Below are 18,202 nucleotides of genomic sequence, written 5' to 3'. Positions count from 1 at the left end.
GTCATCTTGTGATTACGTGAAGGGCATAGTAAGTTATGCACCCTTTTTTATATTGAGCTCTTATGATAATGATTTTCCGTTTAATGCAACGCTACTGGGTGGCAATTACCGTTTTAACACTGTTGGCTATCACGCTGTTATCCCTGTCGCCCATGCCCAGTTTGCCAACGGTGCCGGGAACGGATAAAACCCACCATTTTATTGCTTATGCGGCGTTAATGTTCCCAGCGGCGTTTGTCAGACCGCGATACTGGATCGCATTGGGTGGCGTGTTTTGGTTGTGGAGTGGGGCGATAGAGCTGATTCAACCGTATGTGAACCGTTATGGGGAGTGGTTAGACATGGCCGCGAATGGTGGCGGTATTGTGTGTGGCATTTCATTGGCGATGCTTGCCCGTTATGTGGTGAGTCATTTTACCAACACAAATGTTTCGAAAAGCATGTGAAAAAGTGTTTTGATACACATAATCAATACAATACAAGTTTGATATGTTGCTCTTTTATTAAATATTGTTACTATCGCAGCAGTGTAGTCGGGGAGCCTGATGGCTGAGATCGCTTTGCGAGACCCGTTGAACCTGATTCAGTTAACACTGGCGTAGGGAACTATCTGTCTTGCAGATGATGATCTTTCCTTTCTCATTATCCCTGTATGGGCTTGATATGTTCTAGAACGTCAGTTCAAGGGATTATCATGTCTATTTTATCGTACACTCCGCAACAACCTGTTGTCTCAACGCCGATTGTATTAACCATTGCCGGTTCAGACAGTGGCGGCGGTGCTGGCATTCAAGCTGATATTAAAGCGATTTCTGCGACGGGCGGTTATGCCTGCTCGGTCATTACGGCGATCACGGCACAAAATACGTTGGGCGTCTCTGCCATTTGTCCTATCCCGTTTGAACATGTGGAATTCCAGCTCGACGCGGTATTTTCCGATTTGAATGTGGTGGCGGTGAAAGTGGGTATGTTGGCTGATACCGATATCATCAAGGTCGTTGCCGCCAAAATTAAGCAATATCGTCCTGCCTATGTGGTGGTGGATCCTGTCATGGTGGCCACCAGCGGGGATCTGTTATTGGAAACCTCGGCCATCAGCACATTGAAGGCCGAATTGTTGCCATTGGCGGATGTGATCACCCCGAATCTGCCAGAAGCGGCGGCGCTGGTGGGTGGTCAGGTACCGGCTAACGAAGCGGACATGACGGCGATGATTGCTGACCTGCGTCAGTTAGGTGCCAAAGCGGTATTGCTAAAAGGTGGCCATCTTGAGCAAGACGAGAACAGTAACGATTTGCTGATTTTCGCCGATGCTGTGCAGCAACTGAGCGCAAAACGCGTACAAACCCGCAATACCCATGGCACAGGCTGTACCTTGTCGTCGGCGATCGCGTCTTATCTGGCACAAGGCAACGATTTATTACAAGCGGTGACGTTGGGCAAACAGTATATCTCACAGGCGATTTTGCATGCTGACGCGTTAGACATTGGTCAAGGTCATGGCCCTGTGCACCATTTCTTCCCTGGGCATAATGATGTCCGTTAACACGCCATGTGTGACGTCCATGAAGCCGTCACCGTTAGCGCCCCCTCGTGCGGTGACGGTGACGATTGAAGACGGCTATTTACGCTATCTCGACAGTGAAACGGCAACGTTGGCGGGGTTGAACATGCAGATCCCCGCTGGCCAATGGACCTGTTTATTGGGGCGCAGTGGGTGCGGGAAAAGCTCGCTGTTACGCTATTTAGCCGGGTTATTGGGTGACAACGTCGCGTGGAAGGGGCGTCTAACCACGACACCCGTGTCTGATCTGAACGGACACATCGCTTACATGGGTCAGCAAGATCTGTTAATGCCGTGGTTAACGGTACTGGATAACGTCATGTTGAGTACGCGATTTGGTGCGCCAGCATCGCATCGTTCCTCCGATTCCACCACCCATCATGCTGATCTCGCCAGTCACGCCAAAAATAAAGCCCTCACGCTATTAGCCAGTGTGGGCTTAGCCGACAAAGCGCATTATCGCCCTCAGCAACTTTCTGGCGGGATGCGTCAACGGGTGGCATTGGCGCGTACCTTGATGCAAGACAAACCCATGGTACTGATGGATGAGCCTTTTTCGGCGCTCGATGCCGTCACACGCCATAAATTGCAAAACCTCGCCTGCACGCTACTGAAAGGCAAAACCGTGGTGCTGATCACCCATGATCCGCAAGAAGCCCTGCGTCTGGCCGATGCGTTGTACATCCTGCAAGGGCAACCTGCTAGGGCGACGGCGCTTGAAGTGCCAGCGTCGACGACACCGCGTGACTACGATGCCGATTGCGCCCGCCTGCAGCAAGAGATCTTAACGCGCTTGGAGCAAGATGATGAATAACTTGACCCCATTAACGCCCGCATCCTCTGCTGTACAGTCGTCATCCTCCACAAAGGCGGCTGTTTCCGCGTCCCCGTTATCGCATCCTGTGGTGCGAGTGGCGATCAGTGCGGCGATCATCGTTGGTATCTGGCATGCCATTGTGGTGGTGTTTGCTATGCCGTCGTTCATTTTGCCGGCGCCGTTGGATGTGTTTGAACGCATGGTGCAGCGGCATGATGTGTTGTTGAAACACACTTGGGTAACCGCGCAAGAAATCCTGCTGGGTTTACTGCTGGGGTTATCCATGGGGTTGTTTTTTGCGTTGCAAATGCTGCTGTTCAAACCGCTAAAACGTTGGTTATTACCGTTATTGATCGCCAGTCAGGCTATTCCTGTGTTTGCTATCGCGCCGGTGCTGATGTTGTGGTTGGGTTACGGCATTGGATCGAAAGTGGTGATGGCCGCGTTGATCATTTTCTTCCCCGTGACGACCTGTTGCTATGACGGTTTACGCAATACCCCAACAGGGTACCTCGATTTAGTCAGCACCATGGGTGCCACGAAATGGCAACGGCTGCGTTATGTGCAGTTGCCAGCGGCATTGCCAACCTTGGCGTCGGGGATCCGTGTCGCAGTGGTGATCGCCCCGATCGGTGCAGTAGCCGGTGAATGGGTGGGGTCCAGTGAAGGGCTGGGCTACCTGATGCTCCAAGCCAATGCCCGCATGATGATTGATGAGATGTTTGCTGCGTTATTCATCCTTTCTGCATTATCGGTGTCGCTGTATTTCATCACAGACACACTGCTAAAACGCCTGATCCCTTGGCAAGCCGATTAACGCTGAGCGTCATAATTACCCTCTTACTACACCAGAATAAGGACACACAATGAAAAAGACAGGCATGCGATACGTCGCCTCGGCGGCTGCACTTCTTGTATCGCTCATGATGTCGGGTGCCGCGCTTGCGGATACCGCCGCTAAAACACAGCCGCTGACCTTGATGCTGGATTGGTTCGTGAACCCCAATCATGGCCCCATTGTGATTGCGAAAGAGAAAGGCTATTTCAACGCGAATGGCTTAGACGTCACCATTCAAGAGCCTGCTGACCCAAGCATGCCGCCTAAGCTGGTGGCGGCGAATAAACTGGATCTTGCCATTACTTACCAACCGAACTTAACCATTGATGTTGCGGCGGGTTTGCCGTTGGTGCGTGCGGCGACCTTAATCGCCACCCCGTTAAACACCCTGATGGTGTTGGAAGGCAAAGGCATCAACAGCATGGCCGATTTTAAAGGCAAGACAATCGGCATCGCGATTGCGGGCAATGAAGAAGCGACCATTGGCACCATGCTTAACAGCGGTGGTCTCAGCATGGATGACGTGAAAATCATCAACGTGGGCTGGGCGTTATCGTCATCGTTAGCCTCTGGCAAAGTGGATGCGATTTGGGGTGGTTTACGTAACTTTGAAACCAACCAATTGGCGTTAGAAGGCTACAAAGCGAAAGCCTTTTTCCCCGAAGAGCACGGTGTGCCAGCGTATGATGAACTGGTGTTTGTCGCCAATGCGAACACGTACGACAAAGCGGCGATTCAAGCGTTTAATCACGCCCTTGAGCAGGCCACCACATATATAGTGAATCACCCGGATGCGGCATGGAAAACCTTCGTTTCCTATGCCCCAGATACATTAGATAACGCACTTAACCACCGCGCATGGAAGGACACCTTGACCCGTTATGCCTTGCGTCCAGCGGCGGTGGATCTGAAACGTTACGATGACTATGCCGCGTTCATGCAGGCGCACAAGATCATTGAAACACTTCCGAAAGCGCAAGATTACGTGCCGTCTTTTCAATAACGAATACGAACGAATAAGGAACACAGTGCGATGAACCATCAAGATTTGATTGAAGCTTGCCAAAAAGATTGGACGGAATATACCCAGCATGCGTTTGTGCAACAGTTGGGGGCGGGGACGTTAGCCCAGCCGTGTTATTTGCATTACCTCAAGCAAGATTTTTTATTCCTAAAGCAGTATGCCCGCGCTTATGCGTTGGCGATTTATAAAGCGCGCACCTTAGCGGACATGCGTAAAGCCTTACCCAGTGTGCACGCGTTACTGGATTCAGAAATTGCTCACCATGTGACCTATTGTGAGCAATGGGGATTAACCGAAGCGGACATGGAAGCCGAAGCCGAGGATGTCGGCACCGTCGCTTATACCCGCTATGTATTGGATGCGGGCATGACAGGCGATATCGTCGATTTGTACACCGCGTTAGCGCCTTGTGCAATCGGCTATGCTGCCATTGGCCGTTTGTTGGCAGCTGCGCCGAGTACGGTGGTAGAAGGTAACCCGTATGCGAGTTGGGTTGCGTTGTACAGCGGCGATGAGTTCCAGCAAGGTGTCGCGAGAGGGACCGAACATCTTGATGGTTTATTACGCGATATTGAGTTAACTAGTCCGCGTGGCCAACATCTGGTCAGCGTTTTTAAAACCGCTACCCGCATGGAAGTGGCATTTTGGCAGCAAGGCTTAAATGCCCTGAAGGAAGGATAATCATGAGGATACAAGCTCATTCGCCTGCACAAACACAACTCATTTTTGATTCACTTCAGGCTGTGCGTAAGCAAAAGCCGTTGGTGGTGAATATCACCAATTATGTGGTGATGAACAATACGGCGAACGCGCTGCTGGCGATCGGCGCATCACCGATCATGGCGCATTCGCAGCAAGAAATGGCGGAGATGATGACCTTCTGCGGCGCCTTGGTGATTAATATCGGTACGCTCGATAGCCAGTGGACGCCGCGCATGGCGTATGCGGTTGAGCAGGCGAACGTGAATAAGAAGTGCGTGGTACTGGATCCTGTTGGGTGCGGGGCCAGCACCTTGCGAACCGAAACCTCTCGTCGCCTTGCGGATGCTGCAGAAACTCTGATCATTCGTGGTAATGCCTCTGAAATTATCGCGTTAGCGGGTGAAGAGGGGAAAAGTAAAGGTGTTGATGCGCTAGATAGCAGCGAAACGGCGGTGGAGTCTGCCCAGTATCTGGTTAAGGCTTACCGTTGCTCTGTTGTGATCTCTGGTGAAGTCGACTACATCGTGACAGCGCAGGGGATAACCGCATTGCACAATGGCCATGCCATGATGCCTTACGTAACGGGCATGGGGTGTACGTTGTCGGCCTTAACGGGTGCGTTTGCCGCTGTTGGCGAAACCACGGGATTGGCAGCGGCTGCCGTGATGGGCGTAGTGGGTGAAATTGCCGCCGAGCAATCCAACGGACCAGGCACGTTACAGCTTCATTTTCTTGATGCGCTGTATCAGTTAGATGAAGAAACGTTAATGCAACGTTTGAAGATGGGGTAGGACGATGACGGAAATGAATCCATACCGTCTGTATTTAGTGACGGATGATCAGCAAGATATTGATACCCTGAAAATGGTGGTGGCAGAAGCGGTCGCTGGCGGCGTCACCATGGTGCAAGTACGTGAAAAACACGGCGATGTACGTGCCTTTATTGAGCGTGCACAAGCAGTGAAAGCCATTTTGCAGGGAACCGGTGTGCCGCTGATCATCAATGATCGGGTGGATGTGGCGTTGGCGGTTGATGCCGACGGGCTGCACTTAGGACAATCTGACATGCCTGCCGATATAGCGCGCCAATTGATCGGTGAGCAAAAAATTCTCGGCTTGTCGGTAGAAAATGAGCAGCAGCTGGTGGACGCAGAAGCCATGCCTGTGGACTATTTAGGGTTGAGTGCCATTTTTGCCACGCCGACCAAAACCAATATCAAGAAAGCGTGGGGCATTGAGGGCTTGACGAAAGCCGTGGCGCAGAGTTCGTTCCCCATTGTAGCCATTGGCGGTATTAACGAAACGAATTTGGCGGCGGTTATTGCGACTGAGGTGGATGGTGTCGCATTGGTTTCCGCGATTTGCCATGCTCCGAGCCCGAAACAAGCAGCGTCGGATCTGTTGATAGCGTTATCACATCCTACGGTACACTAACCCAGTATCATCCTGCGACGCACACCATGATGGCAATGTTTGTCTGACTCTTTTACCCCAAAGTCGGTCAGCAAGCATTGCCATTCAGCGATGTCATTAGGCATTATCTGATGGCCACACCCTGCCAGTATTTTAACCCTTCGAGTACTCCTTCCGCGTGGGATGCCGTACTGGTGTAAACATGATTCAAGGCTGACAAGTGCGCCACTTCAGGGTAATGATTCGCGACTAAAATGGCATTGATACCGGGCATGGTCAGCATGGCGGTGTCGTTGGCCGAATCACCCGCAACGCAAATTTCGTGGACAGATAAACCGTGCTTTTGCATTAAGTAATGAATGGCCGTTGCCTTATTGACCCCTTTAGGAGTGATGTCTAAAAACCAATCATGTGAGTAGGTGAGATCCACATCAATCTGGTGGGAGAGTAACTGTGCGGCAACCGCATCACATTGTTGCGGGCTAAGTTTCCCTTCAAACGTGAGTTTATAGTCCCCTTGGTGCAGGGCATGGCATTCACCGAGAAACGGAATATGGCTGAGCGCCTCTTGAATGGCCGATTTGCGCCATTTAGTTTCTAATTGACGTTGCCAAAGGGCATCTGCCCCATGGTCGTGGTCATGGTGAATTTGGGTGCCCACATCGCTAATGATGCAGCGGGGAGACGGGTAGTTTTCGGTGGTGAGTCCATCGGTGATGGAAGGAAAGGTTCGGCCGGTCGCGATGACAAAGTGTAAATCGTGTTGCGTACTGAGGTAGTCAGAAAGTTCATGCACACCGCGCGATGGGCCACCATTGATTGTGCCATCAAAGTCGCATACCAGCATTTTTATCATAATCTCACTAGCCTATTTAGGGATGAAGGAAAAGTGCGTAAAATAAGTTTAGCAACATCATGTCTCCCTTTTCGTTATCCACCCCTTAATTTTATTACCCCGTGTGTATTTAATTTCCCAGCGTTTCCTTGATTTCATCAGACGAAAAGCCATGTGAATACAGGTACGCATAGGCTTTGCTTTTGTCTTTTGAGTTCGACAAGTCGAAGCGTTTTTTCTCTAAGCGTAAGCGGCAGTTTTCATAAAAATCGATAGTGCCATTCAACTCTAACTTCTCGACTTGTTCATCAAAATGAGACACATCAATCAGCTTTTGTTGTAGYTCCSGACGAATGGTCGATTTGCCTTTTAATTTACGGGCAAKCCTTTCGATTTCTTTGGTGATGTCGGTTTTATCCGCCTTGATTTGCATTTTAGATGGCAATGAAGCGGCCACAGGGTGCGCTTGAACCGCGTCACGCACATCGGATGATTTGAACCCATATTTTGTTAACGTGGCATGCAATTTATCACTGGATAATGACTCAAGCCGCATGTTCGCGAGACGGCGTTGCAGCAAGGTCATCTCGCAAATGTTGTCACGCTGCATGACGTAGGCAATCGCTTCGCTAATGGTGGCTTCGCTGATGCCTTTTTCTTTCAGCTTCGATTGAATGAATTGGCTGCCTTTCTCTGCACTGAAGGCCATTTCAGTGAAGTTAGCGGCAAATCTGTCATCAGATTTTAAATACCCGCGATCAATTAAGTCATTGATGACGGTATCAATCCATTCTTGGTTATCGGTTTTGGCGACGAGTTTTTTTCTGAGCTCATCAATGGTTCTGTCTTTGGCTTCAAGGTGATAAAACGCACTGCCGTACACATTATCGATGGTTTTGGCTTGTTTTATAGGGCGTTGATTAAACATGATGGCCTCGAAGAATGATTGATCTGTATGACCTTGACTGTAATGCAGATCAATCTTGTTTTCTATAGAATGCGGTGCTTCGCCGTATCCCGAGAATGGGAGAGGGGCAGGCGTTGCATATTAAGAACGGAATGTTGCCGTGTTTTAGCCTCTACGGCAGGCCAGTATTTCAGCGATGTCATCCGTTTCACGGTACAAGCTCAAGCCTTCTTCTTGCGCTTCAATCGCAATAATCGACATTCTATCGGCCAGTTCGTTGCCCTCAATACCCACGTGTCCATTCACATGGTAAATGGTGATGCTGGCCGCAATCTCTTGGTATAACGCATACGCGGGTTTGATGATGTCGAGGTTTTTAATTTCACCCCCGGGTCTCACCCAGCCTTTTGATTCCCAGCCTTTTGCCCACTTGGTGATGCAATCAATGGTGTACATCGAGTCACAATAAATGGCAACCGAACGGCCTTGCGCAAGTTTTGTTTTTGCCATGATTAAGGCTTGATACAAGCCATTGAGTTCCGCGGTATTGTTGGTGCCCATGGCTTGATAAATGCCATACCATAACTCGCTTAGCTGGTTTTGTTCATACACGGCCAACCCAGTGCCGGATTCGCCCGGATTCGGCTCACTGGCACCGTCGGTGAAAATCTTAATATCAAACGGCATCGCGGTGATTTGTGCTTGAGACAGCGGAGCCGCTTTCTTTTTCGTTTGAGGAGCGGCGCGACGGGATGACGTTGGAGATGATGACGGTGACGCTTTTTGGCCAAAAGCGGCTTCAGCTTCAGCTAACGTTGGGAAAGACTTATATCTCGCGCCATTGAATTTATCGACTTGTGCTTTGCAGTCTGCCCAATTGGTAAAGATGCCTGTTTTTCGACCGTGCCAGACAACGTAATATTTTTTAGCCAAACTGATCCCTTACTAAAATGATTCGGTCACACATACCTTACTCGGCGTATTTTCATTCGCCATAGCGATTACAGGATGCGTAAGTGCATGTCAGTGGTATTAAATGTTAATCGCTCGCCGATGACAAGGAAAGTGATGTGCAAAAGCGGGTAGGGGTATGAAGACGATACAAGTCGGTGAGGGGATGAGCAAGGAGGGTGATGCGAGGTGGCTGTGCCATTGCGTTATTGTGACATTGCGGCGTTGTCGCGGCGCAATACCCTCCTGTGTACTGATGATCAGACGTTATGGGGTGTCATTCAGTGTTTTTGCTGCGTTCTCGTTGTTTAAGTCCATATCAGCTGTTTCTGTGTTGCTATCATGAGCGCTGTCATCGGCATAAAAAGTGAGCATCGCATCCGGGAAGGTGGTGGAATGCGATTTAATATAAAGCCCCGCGGTCGCTACGTAACCGATGATAAGCAGGGGCATGGTAATGACTTCTGAAAAGTGAAGCAGCGTTGAAGCCACCATGATCAAGCTGCCCCATAACTGATAGGTCCCCGCGGCTTTAATCTCCTCACATCTTGCTGTCAGGGTGGTAATCCCTTCGTTATTTAATGCCAGCTCACCGTTGCAGGACTGACAGTTTGTTGTCTTATCTTTGATAAGCTTATCAATTTCTTTTAATTCAGCCGTTGACTGCGTCGCGCACAAAGGGCACAGGTAATGGAGTGACGGTTTCATTGCATTCTTCCTTGAATAGTACGTCGTGTTAATCCGTATAGGGCAAAAGCCTCTATTCGTTATAGTATTCTGTCAGATGTAAATACTCACAACCTGTTGTTTTCAAAGATCATGAATCACTCGAAAGTTTGGATGAACAGGATAAAATTTCTTTGCTACAGCACGGTGAGAACCACTTCTTTGGCAAGGCGTGATTTCGGTAAATTGGCATTGTAGTCTTCATCGGCATGGTGATAACCGATAGCTAGCGCGATGTTACACACATAGCCATCTAACTCTTCTTTGAAAATCTCACCGATAAGTTCACGATCAATCCCTTCCATGGTGGTGGAATCAATGCCCAATCGCGCTAATGTATGCAGAGTGTTACCTAGGGCAATGTAGGTTTGTGAATTGGTCCAACTGCCGTTGTAGCCATTCTCATCGGTATTGAGATCGGCAAAGACATACGATCCAAAGGCTTGCTCACGGTTTTCTGGCTGTACGCGGCCATCGGCAATACCTTTATCGACAACATAGGCATAGTTTTCGCGCGTGTAGTGCGGGTTGTGGGCAAACAGAATGATGTGTGACGCTGCTTTTGCATGCGGCTGGTTAAACTGATGCTTATTGGCGAAGGTATCGTGAAAACGTTGTTTGGCGGCGTCACTTTCAATCACAATGAATTTCCACGGTTGTGAGTTGATGGACGAAGCCGACAAACGCATCGCTTCATACAGTATATCCAGATCGGCTTGGGGAATGCGTTTTGAGGCATCGTAACGCTTGGCGGTGTAGCGGTTGTTGAGATCAGAGATAATAGGATGAGTCATGATGCTTTCCATATTTCGGTCGGGTCAACGCAAAATCATTCTTGCGTGTTGATACAACAGTGATTGTTGTTCCAGTATGAGGGAAACACTAGCAAAAAAAAGGAGAAAATCCTATGGGCAGCAAGGTATAAACAATGTTGTATAGAGTGCGCTAGCCAAGCGGTGTGGCTAGCGCGAGAGATGAATCATTAATCAATGAATTCAATGTTGCTTTTCATGACGCCTTTTAAAACCAAAATGCCACGGATCACGCCGAATGCCAGAATCAATGCCATGCCGCCAGCACAGCCTGCAAGTACATAAGTCAATATTCGTTCATCATCGAAATAAATGAGTACAGCTTCTTGATAATGATAGATGGACAATCCGGCAGCACAGAGACTGACTAGCGCCATGACGATGAGGCTTGAGGTGAATTTTTCTCGTGAAATACGTTTTACATCTGACATCATGTTAATCCAATAAAATGAAGAGAATCTAAAGGGATATGCCGTGTATATAATACAGAGTGGTGATGTATTGGTCGTCGTGTGATGGCGGTAAATATCTGTTATTCGGCGTATATTTTGCTGTGACTGCAAGTGACTAACATATTAATTGCGTGATGAGAAATTGATGTTCCAAGGTGTGATATGTCTCGGGAATCGACATGCATACAGTGAGGGGCACATTCATTCTTTTGGACGTAAAATTCAAACGCCCTCATTGCCACTTGTGTCTGAGTGGGAATGCAGGAAAGGTGTCTTATTGTGCGCGCTATGGTGATAGCTAACTTATTGAGGCGAATCGTGAAAAAAACACTTCTATTATTGTCCGTATTATTCTTATCTGCCCCTAGTATGAGCGTGGCGGCAGAACCCTCGAAAGCTAGTCAGTGTGTCTCTTATGCCACCAACATTTATATCATCTTGAAACAATCCGGCAATCCGTCAGATCAATGGTTCAATGAAGCCATTGCATGGCAAAGCAAAGGGGCACAGAAACAAGATGTAGCCGTGATGATGGTGCGCTTGGTGGATGAGTTGTTTGCGCCTGACAGTAAAGAGCGAAAGCGAGTGGGTCGCGCACTGACGGAAGATGAAATTTTGCAGAGTCTGTCAAACCGTTATAAAGATGCGGGTTGTGTATCAGAGAGTACGCCCGTCGTGAAGGGTTAAAAACTAACAGGCTTAAAGCTGACGGCTTTATAAGTGATGTTATTGAAAGTTAAAAAAATGGCTCGCCATCGCGAGCCATTTTTCGTTCTATCACCGTTTACTTGATTCGCGTATAGGGATACCGCGTAGTGAGGGGGAGCCTTAGACGCGCTCTGTAAACGTACGGGTGATCACATCTTGTTGCTGCTCACGGGTCAGTGAGTTAAAACGTACCGCATAACCAGATACACGAATGGTTAACTGCGGGTATTTCTCTGGGTTTTCCACCGCATCCATCAACATGTCACGGTTCATCACGTTCACGTTTAGGTGTTGGCCACCTTCTACGTTAATGCTGTTTTGGTCTGCTTCATGGTGGAAGTAGCCGTCCATCAGTGCTGCTAAGTTTTGCTTCTGCGTATCCACCTCTTTACCCAGTGCATTTGGCACAATGGAGAAGGTGTAAGAGATCCCATCTTTGGCAAAGGCAAACGGCAGTTTCGCGACAGATGTCAGTGAGGCTACCGCCCCTTTGGTGTCACGGCCGTGCATTGGGTTCGCACCCGGACCAAATGGCATACCTGCACGGCGGCCATCAGGGGTATTACCGGTTTTCTTACCGTACACCACGTTAGAGGTGATGGTTAAGATAGACTGCGTCGGTGTTGCGTTGCGGTACATGGTCATCTTCTGGATTTTGTTCATGAAGCGTTCGACCAAATCACAGGCAATGGCATCAACACGGTCATCGTTGTTACCGAAGGCTGGGTAGTCACCGTCAATCTTAAAGTCGATGGCAATGCCGTCTTCATCGCGGATCGGTGTCACTTTGGCATACTTGATGGCAGACAGTGAATCAGCAACGACCGACAAACCGGCAATACCGCAGGCCATGGTACGGTGTACATCGCGATCCATCAGTGCCATCAGTGACGCTTCATAGCTGTAGCGATCGTGTGAGTAGTGGATGATGTTTAATGCGGTCACGTACTGGGTGGCCAGCCAATCCAGCATTTCATCAAAGCGTGGCATCAGGGTACCGAAGTCTAAAACCTCATCCATGACTTTGCCAAACTGTGGACCCACTTGTACTTTTGATTTTTCGTCGATACCGCCGTTGATGGTGTACAACAAGGCTTTTGCCAAGTTCGCACGAGCTCCAAAGAACTGCATGTCTTTACCCACAATCTGTGGGCTCACACAACATGCAATGGCGTAGTCATCATTGTTGAAATCAGGGCGCATCAGATCATCGTTCTCATACTGAACCGATGATGTCTCAATCGACACTTTCGCGGCGTATTGCTTAAAGGTGATAGGCAATTGTTCAGACCACAAAATCGTCATGTTTGGCTCGGGTGCTGGGCCCATGGTGTGCAGCGTGTGCAGGTAACGGAAGGTGGTTTTGCTGACCAGTGTACGGCCGTCAACACCCATCCCCGCCATCGCTTCGGTTGCCCAAATTGGGTCGCCAGAAAACAGTGAATCATAATCCGGTGTACGCAGGAAACGCACCATACGCAGTTTCATGATGAAGTGGTCAATCATCTCTTGCGCGTCAGATTCGGTGATCACACCGTTGGCCAAGTCACGTTCGATATACACATCAAGGAACGTTGACGTACGACCCAGTGACATGGCTGCACCGTTTTGTGATTTCACCGCCGCCAAATAACCGAAGTAGGTAAACTGGATCGCTTCTTGTGCGGTGCGGGCAGGGGACGACATATCAATGCCGTATTTCAGACCCATAGTGCGGATATCTTCCAGTGCTTGTACCTGATCCGCTAACTCTTCACGCAAGCGCATCGTTTTTTCTAAATCCTGACCTTGCTCAAGGAAGGCTTGGGTCGAATTGATTTGCTCAAGTTTGTCCGCTTTCAGGAAGTCGATACCGTAAAGCGCAAGACGGCGGTAGTCACCGATAATACGGCCACGGCCATAAGCATCAGGCAGGCCGGTAATGATGCCGGATTTGTGGCAAGCAATGATGTCTTTGGTGTAAAGATCAAAACACGCTTTGTTGTGGGTTTTACGGTATTCCGTGAAGATTTGCTCAACACGTGGGTCAAGTTCGCGGCCGTACACTTCACATGAGTTTTTCACCATGCGAATACCGCCGTTAGCGATAATGGCACGCTTCAGTGGTTTATCTGTTTGCAAGCCAACGATGGTTTCGAGATCTTTATTAATGTAGCCCGCATCGTGAGAAATAATGGTTGAAGGCAGGTCCGTATCAAAATCTAACGGTGCATGTGTGCGGCTTTCTTCTTTAATACCTTCCAGTACGTTATTCCAAAGCGTTTTGGTCGCATCTGTGGCTTCAGCAAGGAAAGATTCGTCACCCTCATAAGGCGTGTAGTTCGTTTGAATAAAATCACGGGTATTGACGGCTGTTTGCCATGCACCAGCGGTAAAGCCTTGCCAAGCGTCTAACATTGCTGTGGTTGGAATGGTCATACCTAATTCCTCAAAATAATGGGTATTTGAAAACAGCAGGCGTGAAACAAGAAAGGCGGTATCCATTAATGCTTTCATGAATATTGAGGCTCAAATTCAGGGTGTAAAAGACCCTGCCAAAGAGGCACAACATATTGAAACGTCAATGGGAATACGTGTTTGCTTCACGTCTTTAACTTGGGAGTGATACTAAACAAAACCAATTTATGAGCAAAATGAATGGTTATCATATTAGCCATGCATTTTGTGCATTATTTGGTTTTTCTTTGTCTTGTATCAGGCGCTTGCTGGCAATGAAGAGGGCTGAATAGAGAGCGACAGTGCGTAGTTAATACAAGAATATAAGGCCAAAGAAGCGACAGATAGATGCATAGCATATAAAACAAGTGGCACTCAATTGCTTTTAATTTAATCATTTAAATTAAGACAAGTGATTTTTTGAAACAAATTGTAAATACTATAGTCATAATGAGTGAAATAATAATAGGATGGGAAAGTCCGTGTTTAATTATCCAGCAAGACCACGCGTATCTATCAATAAATTGCCGATTATTTTGGCGCTCTACTATACAGTTGTTGTGAATCTACCTATTGCCCATGAGCTATGGCAGATCATGTCAGCCATGGATTCTTATAAACTGGGCTTTGTGTTATCACTCCCCGTGTTTTTTTGTGCTGCCTTTCATGTGATATTTCAGTTATTTAACTGGCCTTATTTCACGAAGCCTTTTTTTATCTTTTTGCTGCTGACGTCCAGCCTTGTTAGTTACACTATGTATAACTACGGCATTTTTGTTGATTACGGCATGATTGAAAATGTCTTTGAAACCAATGCCGGAGAAGCAAGCAGTTACCTGAGTACATATTCCGTGATTTGGTTTGTGTTGATGGGCGTTTTACCCGCAGTGTTATTGGTGATCACCAAGCTTGAATTTCCAGGCGTTAAGTCATTTTTTGCTTGGAAGGCGGGGGGCATTATTATTTCACTGCTCGTGATTGGTGCCATTGCGGGGTTGTATTACAAAGATTACGCGTCGGTGGGGCGAAATAATCATCATTTGAAGAAAATGATCATTCCGAATGAATATGTTTGGGGTACGTACAATTACATCCGAGATACCTATTTTGTTGAACCTGCGCCTTACAAAGAAATCGGCACGGATGCAAAACAAACGGCGGCAGCGAAACAGGCCAGTAAGCCCACCTTATTGGTATTTGTGCTGGGGGAAACGGCACGTGTGTATAACTACCAGTATCATGGCTACGATAAGCCAACCAATCAGCATACTGCGCCGGACAATCCGATTTTCTTCCAAAATGTCACCTCCTGTGGCACAGCGACAGCCGTATCTGTACCTTGCATGTTCTCTAACATGAACCGTACAAATTACGATAAAGAGACGGCCTATAACCAAGATAATGTCGTCGATATCATGAAGCGCGCGGGTATTCACGCTATTTGGCGTGACCACGATGGGGGTGATAAAGGGGTTGCTCACCATATCAGAAAGATGACACAAATGCCGGATGATACCGATCCGTTGTGTAATAACGATCACTGCTATGATACGGCCATGTTAGAAGGTTTCGCTGCGGATACTCAAGGCTTAACCCAAGACAGCATCATTTTCTACCATATATCAGGCAGCCACGGGCCAACGTATTTTGAGCGTTATCCGCAATCACATCGACAGTTTGTGCCTGACTGTCAGCGTGCTGATATTGAAAATTGCACCAATGAAGCACTGGTGAATACGTACGATAACACGATTTTGTATACCGACTATTTTCTTGCACAAGCTATCGAAAACCTAAAATCGGTGTCGGATAAGTACAATGTGGGACTGATTTATCTGTCTGACCACGGTGAATCACTGGGGGAAGATGGCGTGTATTTGCACGGTATTCCGTATTCCATTGCACCCAAAGAGCAGACTCACGTGCCGATGCTGATGTGGTTCTCTGATAGCTTCAAGCAACAAAAACACCTGAATGAGCAATGCTTGCGTCAGAACGCGAAAGAGCAGCAATATTCTCACGATAACTTGTTTGATTCGCTGCTTGGCATTATGGACGTAGAGACCGATGCCTACCGCAAGAATCAAGATGTGTTCGTGAGCTGTCGCCGTTAGCGTATTATTTCTATCGGAGGCCGCCAAATGGGAGGCTTCCGAGTATAACGCAAGCGTGCCCCCCCGCTGTTAGCCGCCCAATATCGCCCTTAATGCCAATGCCTGAGGCATGTCGACTAACCGACCGAGAAGGGGATACTCTGTATTTTCAACATCCGTAGTAGGTTGAATCTGCTTGTATGCCTCTTCAACACTGAGTGCCTCAACCTGATCGCCATGCAACGCAAAACCTTGTGCGAGTAACTGTGACTTCTCACTGTCATAACTCTCGGCATGGATATCGGTGTGAATAACGACATTGCCTTTGATAAAAAACTGGAAGATCTTCATGTAGTGACTCCTCGAAGAGCGATCCGCTAGAAAGTAGGATCGCATGTACGCGATTGTGCGTATTTTGAGCACAATGCCACAACATTGCATGCGTAAGGTATAGCAAAGATATCGCAGACAATGAATGGAATAATAAAGCGGGAGCGTGCTCTACATTTTGGTGAAACTTGTGTGCAGGTAAACATGCATGCGCTGGTGGCCATGAGCCACCGTTTGATTTTATTGATACCGTGCGAATTTACGCTAGAGCATCGCGGTAGAGAGCGGTGTGAGGTGTCATTTTAACCAGCAAAACGGTGATGTAGTTCAGATGTGAGAAAGGGCGGCGGAAGGTTTCTACAGATTGTATGCGTGGGTTGATTAAAGTCATTTTATATCAGTGGCTTATTGTTTAAGTTGATGTGTCGTTATGGTGGTGTGCGGATGTGTAACTAAGGAATGTAGTTATATCCCCAACATTATACGAAATGGATTGAATGAAACGTAAGGAATACACATGAAAAAAGGCTTTGATATTATTGGAGCACCGTTTAATCAACTCGGGTGCGTAACGACTGAACAGAATACGGTTGATGGCCTTCGGGATATGGACGAGCGTTCATGGGTAGGGCTGACGGATTGGATTCAAGTCAGAACACAACGGTGGGGTTCTGATATCGTTGATGTCGGCGATGTGGTTGTCACGTCTGACGTTAAAAACCTCATTCAAAATGGTCATAAAGATAAAGCCCTTTTTAACTATGCGAATGATGTTAAATCAACGCTTTTAGCGAGTTATCAGAACAACCGAATTCCAATCACAATCGGTGGCGACCATTCTATTGCGGTAGGAACGTTACAAGCCACAATGGAATTTTACCAAAAAGAAAAAGGTAAGAAAGTCGCGGTTGTTTGGGTGGATGCACATGCAGATATTAATAATAGCCTTGACAGTAACTTACACGGAAAACCGTTGGCGCTGCTAACGAATCAGTACCCTCATAATGATTGGAATATTCCGTCTGACAGCGCAGTCAATCCCAAAGATATTTATTATATTGGTGTGCGTGATGTCATGCGGAACGAGTTTGATTTAATCAATGAACTGAACATGACCAATTATGATATGTCGTTTATTGAGAAGCATGGCTTCAATGCAGTCGTTGACGTGTTAATGGCCAAACTAGAACAAGATTACGATCACATTTATTTATCATTTGATTATGACGCCTTAGATGGCAGCATCTTCCGTGCTTGTGCAACGCCAAATGTCGGCGGTTTAACGGCGAGGGAAGCGCTGCATCTCGTGCATACCCTTTCGTCTAGCCCTAAGTTTGTCGGTGCCGATTTTGTTGAGTATATGCCAGAGCTTGACAATAACGGTATGTCTAAAGAATTCATGGTAAAACTCATCGATGCAGTATGGGGATTTCGTTCGTAAATTCATACATAAATCACCAGTTCCCCTAGGGTGTGTCCCTTAATTATGTTGCGTCCATCGCTGCTGCTATTTTCAAGCAGGACAACTTAAAAAATGTGTGATTTGGTGGGCCAAATGAGCAATTTTTAAGGCAGCCATGCGCAGAAAATAGCG

Annotated in this window: 19 protein-coding genes and 1 riboswitch; of the genes, 11 read left to right on the top strand and 8 right to left on the bottom strand. The window is 47.7% G+C overall.

The window, feature by feature from the left end:
* Positions 1-62: 62 nt before the first annotated feature.
* The 8 genes from L4C36_RS16725 (at position 63) to thiE (ending at position 6,379) form a co-directional block, all read left to right on the top strand.
* Positions 63-446 (top strand): VanZ family protein, encoded by a 384-nt coding sequence (locus L4C36_RS16725; protein WP_428478942.1) that lies wholly within the window; start codon positions 63-65, stop codon positions 444-446.
* Positions 447-524: 78 nt separating this feature from the next.
* Positions 525-622: riboswitch (TPP riboswitch) on the top strand.
* Positions 623-694: 72 nt separating this feature from the next.
* Positions 695-1,546 carry a bifunctional hydroxymethylpyrimidine kinase/phosphomethylpyrimidine kinase gene (thiD, locus tag L4C36_RS16720; RefSeq protein WP_428478941.1) on the top strand — a complete coding sequence of 284 codons (852 nt, stop codon included), beginning with the start codon at positions 695-697 and terminating at the stop codon, positions 1,544-1,546.
* A gap of 19 nt (positions 1,547-1,565) precedes the next feature.
* The gene (locus tag L4C36_RS16715; protein ID WP_428478940.1) at positions 1,566-2,378 is read left to right on the top strand and encodes an ABC transporter ATP-binding protein; all 813 of its coding nucleotides are present in this window, start codon (positions 1,566-1,568) and stop codon (positions 2,376-2,378) included.
* Positions 2,371-3,198 carry an ABC transporter permease gene (locus tag L4C36_RS16710; RefSeq protein ID WP_428478971.1) on the top strand — a complete coding sequence of 276 codons (828 nt, stop codon included), beginning with the start codon at positions 2,371-2,373 and terminating at the stop codon, positions 3,196-3,198. Before L4C36_RS16715 ends, L4C36_RS16710 begins: the two co-directional genes overlap by 8 nt.
* A 49-nt stretch (positions 3,199-3,247) precedes the next feature.
* Positions 3,248-4,222: an ABC transporter substrate-binding protein gene (locus tag L4C36_RS16705; RefSeq protein ID WP_428478939.1), complete on the top strand. Its 975-nt coding sequence runs from the start codon at positions 3,248-3,250 to the stop codon at positions 4,220-4,222.
* Between the two features lie 30 nt (positions 4,223-4,252).
* Positions 4,253-4,924 (top strand): TenA family protein, encoded by a 672-nt coding sequence (locus L4C36_RS16700; protein WP_428478938.1) that lies wholly within the window; start codon positions 4,253-4,255, stop codon positions 4,922-4,924.
* A gap of 2 nt (positions 4,925-4,926) precedes the next feature.
* Positions 4,927-5,736 carry a hydroxyethylthiazole kinase gene (gene thiM, locus L4C36_RS16695; protein WP_428478937.1) on the top strand — a complete coding sequence of 270 codons (810 nt, stop codon included), beginning with the start codon at positions 4,927-4,929 and terminating at the stop codon, positions 5,734-5,736.
* Between the two features lie 13 nt (positions 5,737-5,749).
* A complete protein-coding gene (gene thiE, locus L4C36_RS16690; RefSeq protein WP_428478970.1) occupies positions 5,750-6,379 on the top strand; it encodes a thiamine phosphate synthase in 630 nt (209 codons plus the stop codon).
* Positions 6,380-6,482: 103 nt separating this feature from the next.
* On the opposite strand, the gene L4C36_RS16685 is transcribed toward thiE, so the two are convergent.
* From L4C36_RS16685 to L4C36_RS16660, 6 genes are all read right to left on the bottom strand, one after another.
* Positions 6,483-7,214: an HAD-IIB family hydrolase gene (locus L4C36_RS16685; protein ID WP_428478936.1), complete on the bottom strand. Its 732-nt coding sequence runs from the start codon at positions 7,212-7,214 to the stop codon at positions 6,483-6,485.
* A gap of 109 nt (positions 7,215-7,323) precedes the next feature.
* A complete protein-coding gene (locus L4C36_RS16680; protein ID WP_428478935.1) occupies positions 7,324-8,121 on the bottom strand; it encodes a RecX family transcriptional regulator in 798 nt (265 codons plus the stop codon).
* A gap of 144 nt (positions 8,122-8,265) precedes the next feature.
* Positions 8,266-9,033: a ribonuclease H1 domain-containing protein gene (locus tag L4C36_RS16675; protein WP_428478934.1), complete on the bottom strand. Its 768-nt coding sequence runs from the start codon at positions 9,031-9,033 to the stop codon at positions 8,266-8,268.
* Between the two features lie 285 nt (positions 9,034-9,318).
* On the bottom strand, positions 9,319-9,759 hold the full coding sequence (locus tag L4C36_RS16670) for a hypothetical protein (RefSeq protein WP_428478933.1): 441 nt from the start codon (positions 9,757-9,759) through the stop codon (positions 9,319-9,321).
* Positions 9,760-9,914: 155 nt separating this feature from the next.
* Positions 9,915-10,571: an NAD(P)H-dependent oxidoreductase gene (locus L4C36_RS16665; RefSeq protein ID WP_428478932.1), complete on the bottom strand. Its 657-nt coding sequence runs from the start codon at positions 10,569-10,571 to the stop codon at positions 9,915-9,917.
* Between the two features lie 188 nt (positions 10,572-10,759).
* Complete coding sequence (locus L4C36_RS16660) at positions 10,760-11,023, bottom strand: hypothetical protein (RefSeq protein ID WP_428478931.1); 264 nt, start codon at positions 11,021-11,023, stop codon at positions 10,760-10,762.
* Between the two features lie 336 nt (positions 11,024-11,359).
* On the opposite strand from L4C36_RS16660, the gene L4C36_RS16655 reads away from it, so the two are divergent.
* On the top strand, positions 11,360-11,728 hold the full coding sequence (locus tag L4C36_RS16655; protein WP_428478930.1) for a hypothetical protein: 369 nt from the start codon (positions 11,360-11,362) through the stop codon (positions 11,726-11,728).
* Positions 11,729-11,869: 141 nt separating this feature from the next.
* Here L4C36_RS16655 and pflB read toward each other — a convergent pair whose 3' ends face one another.
* Positions 11,870-14,167 carry a formate C-acetyltransferase gene (pflB, locus tag L4C36_RS16650; protein ID WP_428478929.1) on the bottom strand — a complete coding sequence of 766 codons (2,298 nt, stop codon included), beginning with the start codon at positions 14,165-14,167 and terminating at the stop codon, positions 11,870-11,872.
* A 488-nt stretch (positions 14,168-14,655) separates the two neighbouring features.
* Here pflB and L4C36_RS16645 point away from each other — a divergent pair, with 488 nt between their 5' ends.
* Positions 14,656-16,299, top strand: coding sequence for a phosphoethanolamine transferase (locus tag L4C36_RS16645; protein WP_428478928.1), 1,644 nt, complete (start codon positions 14,656-14,658; stop codon positions 16,297-16,299).
* Between the two features lie 69 nt (positions 16,300-16,368).
* On the opposite strand, the gene L4C36_RS16640 is transcribed toward L4C36_RS16645, so the two are convergent.
* A complete protein-coding gene (locus tag L4C36_RS16640) occupies positions 16,369-16,629 on the bottom strand; it encodes a hypothetical protein (protein ID WP_428478927.1) in 261 nt (86 codons plus the stop codon).
* A 496-nt stretch (positions 16,630-17,125) separates the two neighbouring features.
* Between L4C36_RS16640 and L4C36_RS16635 the strand changes: the two genes are divergently transcribed.
* A complete protein-coding gene (locus L4C36_RS16635) occupies positions 17,126-18,049 on the top strand; it encodes an arginase family protein (protein WP_428478926.1) in 924 nt (307 codons plus the stop codon).
* Positions 18,050-18,202: the final 153 nt, after the last annotated feature.

Origin of the sequence: Photobacterium japonica (assembly GCF_050337005.1) — a bacterium.
GTDB classification, from domain to species: Bacteria; Pseudomonadota; Gammaproteobacteria; order Enterobacterales; family Vibrionaceae; genus Photobacterium; species Photobacterium japonica.
The sequence above is the reverse complement of the archived record's forward strand: the minus strand, read 5'-3'. Positions and strand labels throughout refer to the sequence as shown.

Excerpts from the sequence above, each read along its gene's own strand:
- pflB (WP_428478929.1), bottom strand. The coding sequence starts at position 14,167 with ATGACCATTCCAACCACAGCAATGTTAGACGCTTGGCAAGGCTTTACC.
- L4C36_RS16725 (WP_428478942.1), top strand. The coding sequence starts at position 63 with ATGATAATGATTTTCCGTTTAATGCAACGCTACTGGGTGGCAATTACC.
- L4C36_RS16670 (WP_428478933.1), bottom strand. The coding sequence starts at position 9,759 with ATGAAACCGTCACTCCATTACCTGTGCCCTTTGTGCGCGACGCAGTCA.
- thiM (WP_428478937.1), top strand. The coding sequence starts at position 4,927 with ATGAGGATACAAGCTCATTCGCCTGCACAAACACAACTCATTTTTGAT.
- L4C36_RS16705 (WP_428478939.1), top strand. The coding sequence starts at position 3,248 with ATGAAAAAGACAGGCATGCGATACGTCGCCTCGGCGGCTGCACTTCTT.
- thiD (WP_428478941.1), top strand. The coding sequence starts at position 695 with ATGTCTATTTTATCGTACACTCCGCAACAACCTGTTGTCTCAACGCCG.
- L4C36_RS16665 (WP_428478932.1), bottom strand. The coding sequence starts at position 10,571 with ATGACTCATCCTATTATCTCTGATCTCAACAACCGCTACACCGCCAAG.
- thiE (WP_428478970.1), top strand. The coding sequence starts at position 5,750 with ATGAATCCATACCGTCTGTATTTAGTGACGGATGATCAGCAAGATATT.
- L4C36_RS16710 (WP_428478971.1), top strand. The coding sequence starts at position 2,371 with ATGAATAACTTGACCCCATTAACGCCCGCATCCTCTGCTGTACAGTCG.
- L4C36_RS16700 (WP_428478938.1), top strand. The coding sequence starts at position 4,253 with ATGAACCATCAAGATTTGATTGAAGCTTGCCAAAAAGATTGGACGGAA.
- L4C36_RS16660 (WP_428478931.1), bottom strand. The coding sequence starts at position 11,023 with ATGATGTCAGATGTAAAACGTATTTCACGAGAAAAATTCACCTCAAGC.
- L4C36_RS16715 (WP_428478940.1), top strand. The coding sequence starts at position 1,566 with ATGAAGCCGTCACCGTTAGCGCCCCCTCGTGCGGTGACGGTGACGATT.
- L4C36_RS16640 (WP_428478927.1), bottom strand. The coding sequence starts at position 16,629 with ATGAAGATCTTCCAGTTTTTTATCAAAGGCAATGTCGTTATTCACACC.
- L4C36_RS16685 (WP_428478936.1), bottom strand. The coding sequence starts at position 7,214 with ATGATAAAAATGCTGGTATGCGACTTTGATGGCACAATCAATGGTGGC.
- L4C36_RS16645 (WP_428478928.1), top strand. The coding sequence starts at position 14,656 with ATGGGAAAGTCCGTGTTTAATTATCCAGCAAGACCACGCGTATCTATC.
- L4C36_RS16635 (WP_428478926.1), top strand. The coding sequence starts at position 17,126 with ATGAAAAAAGGCTTTGATATTATTGGAGCACCGTTTAATCAACTCGGG.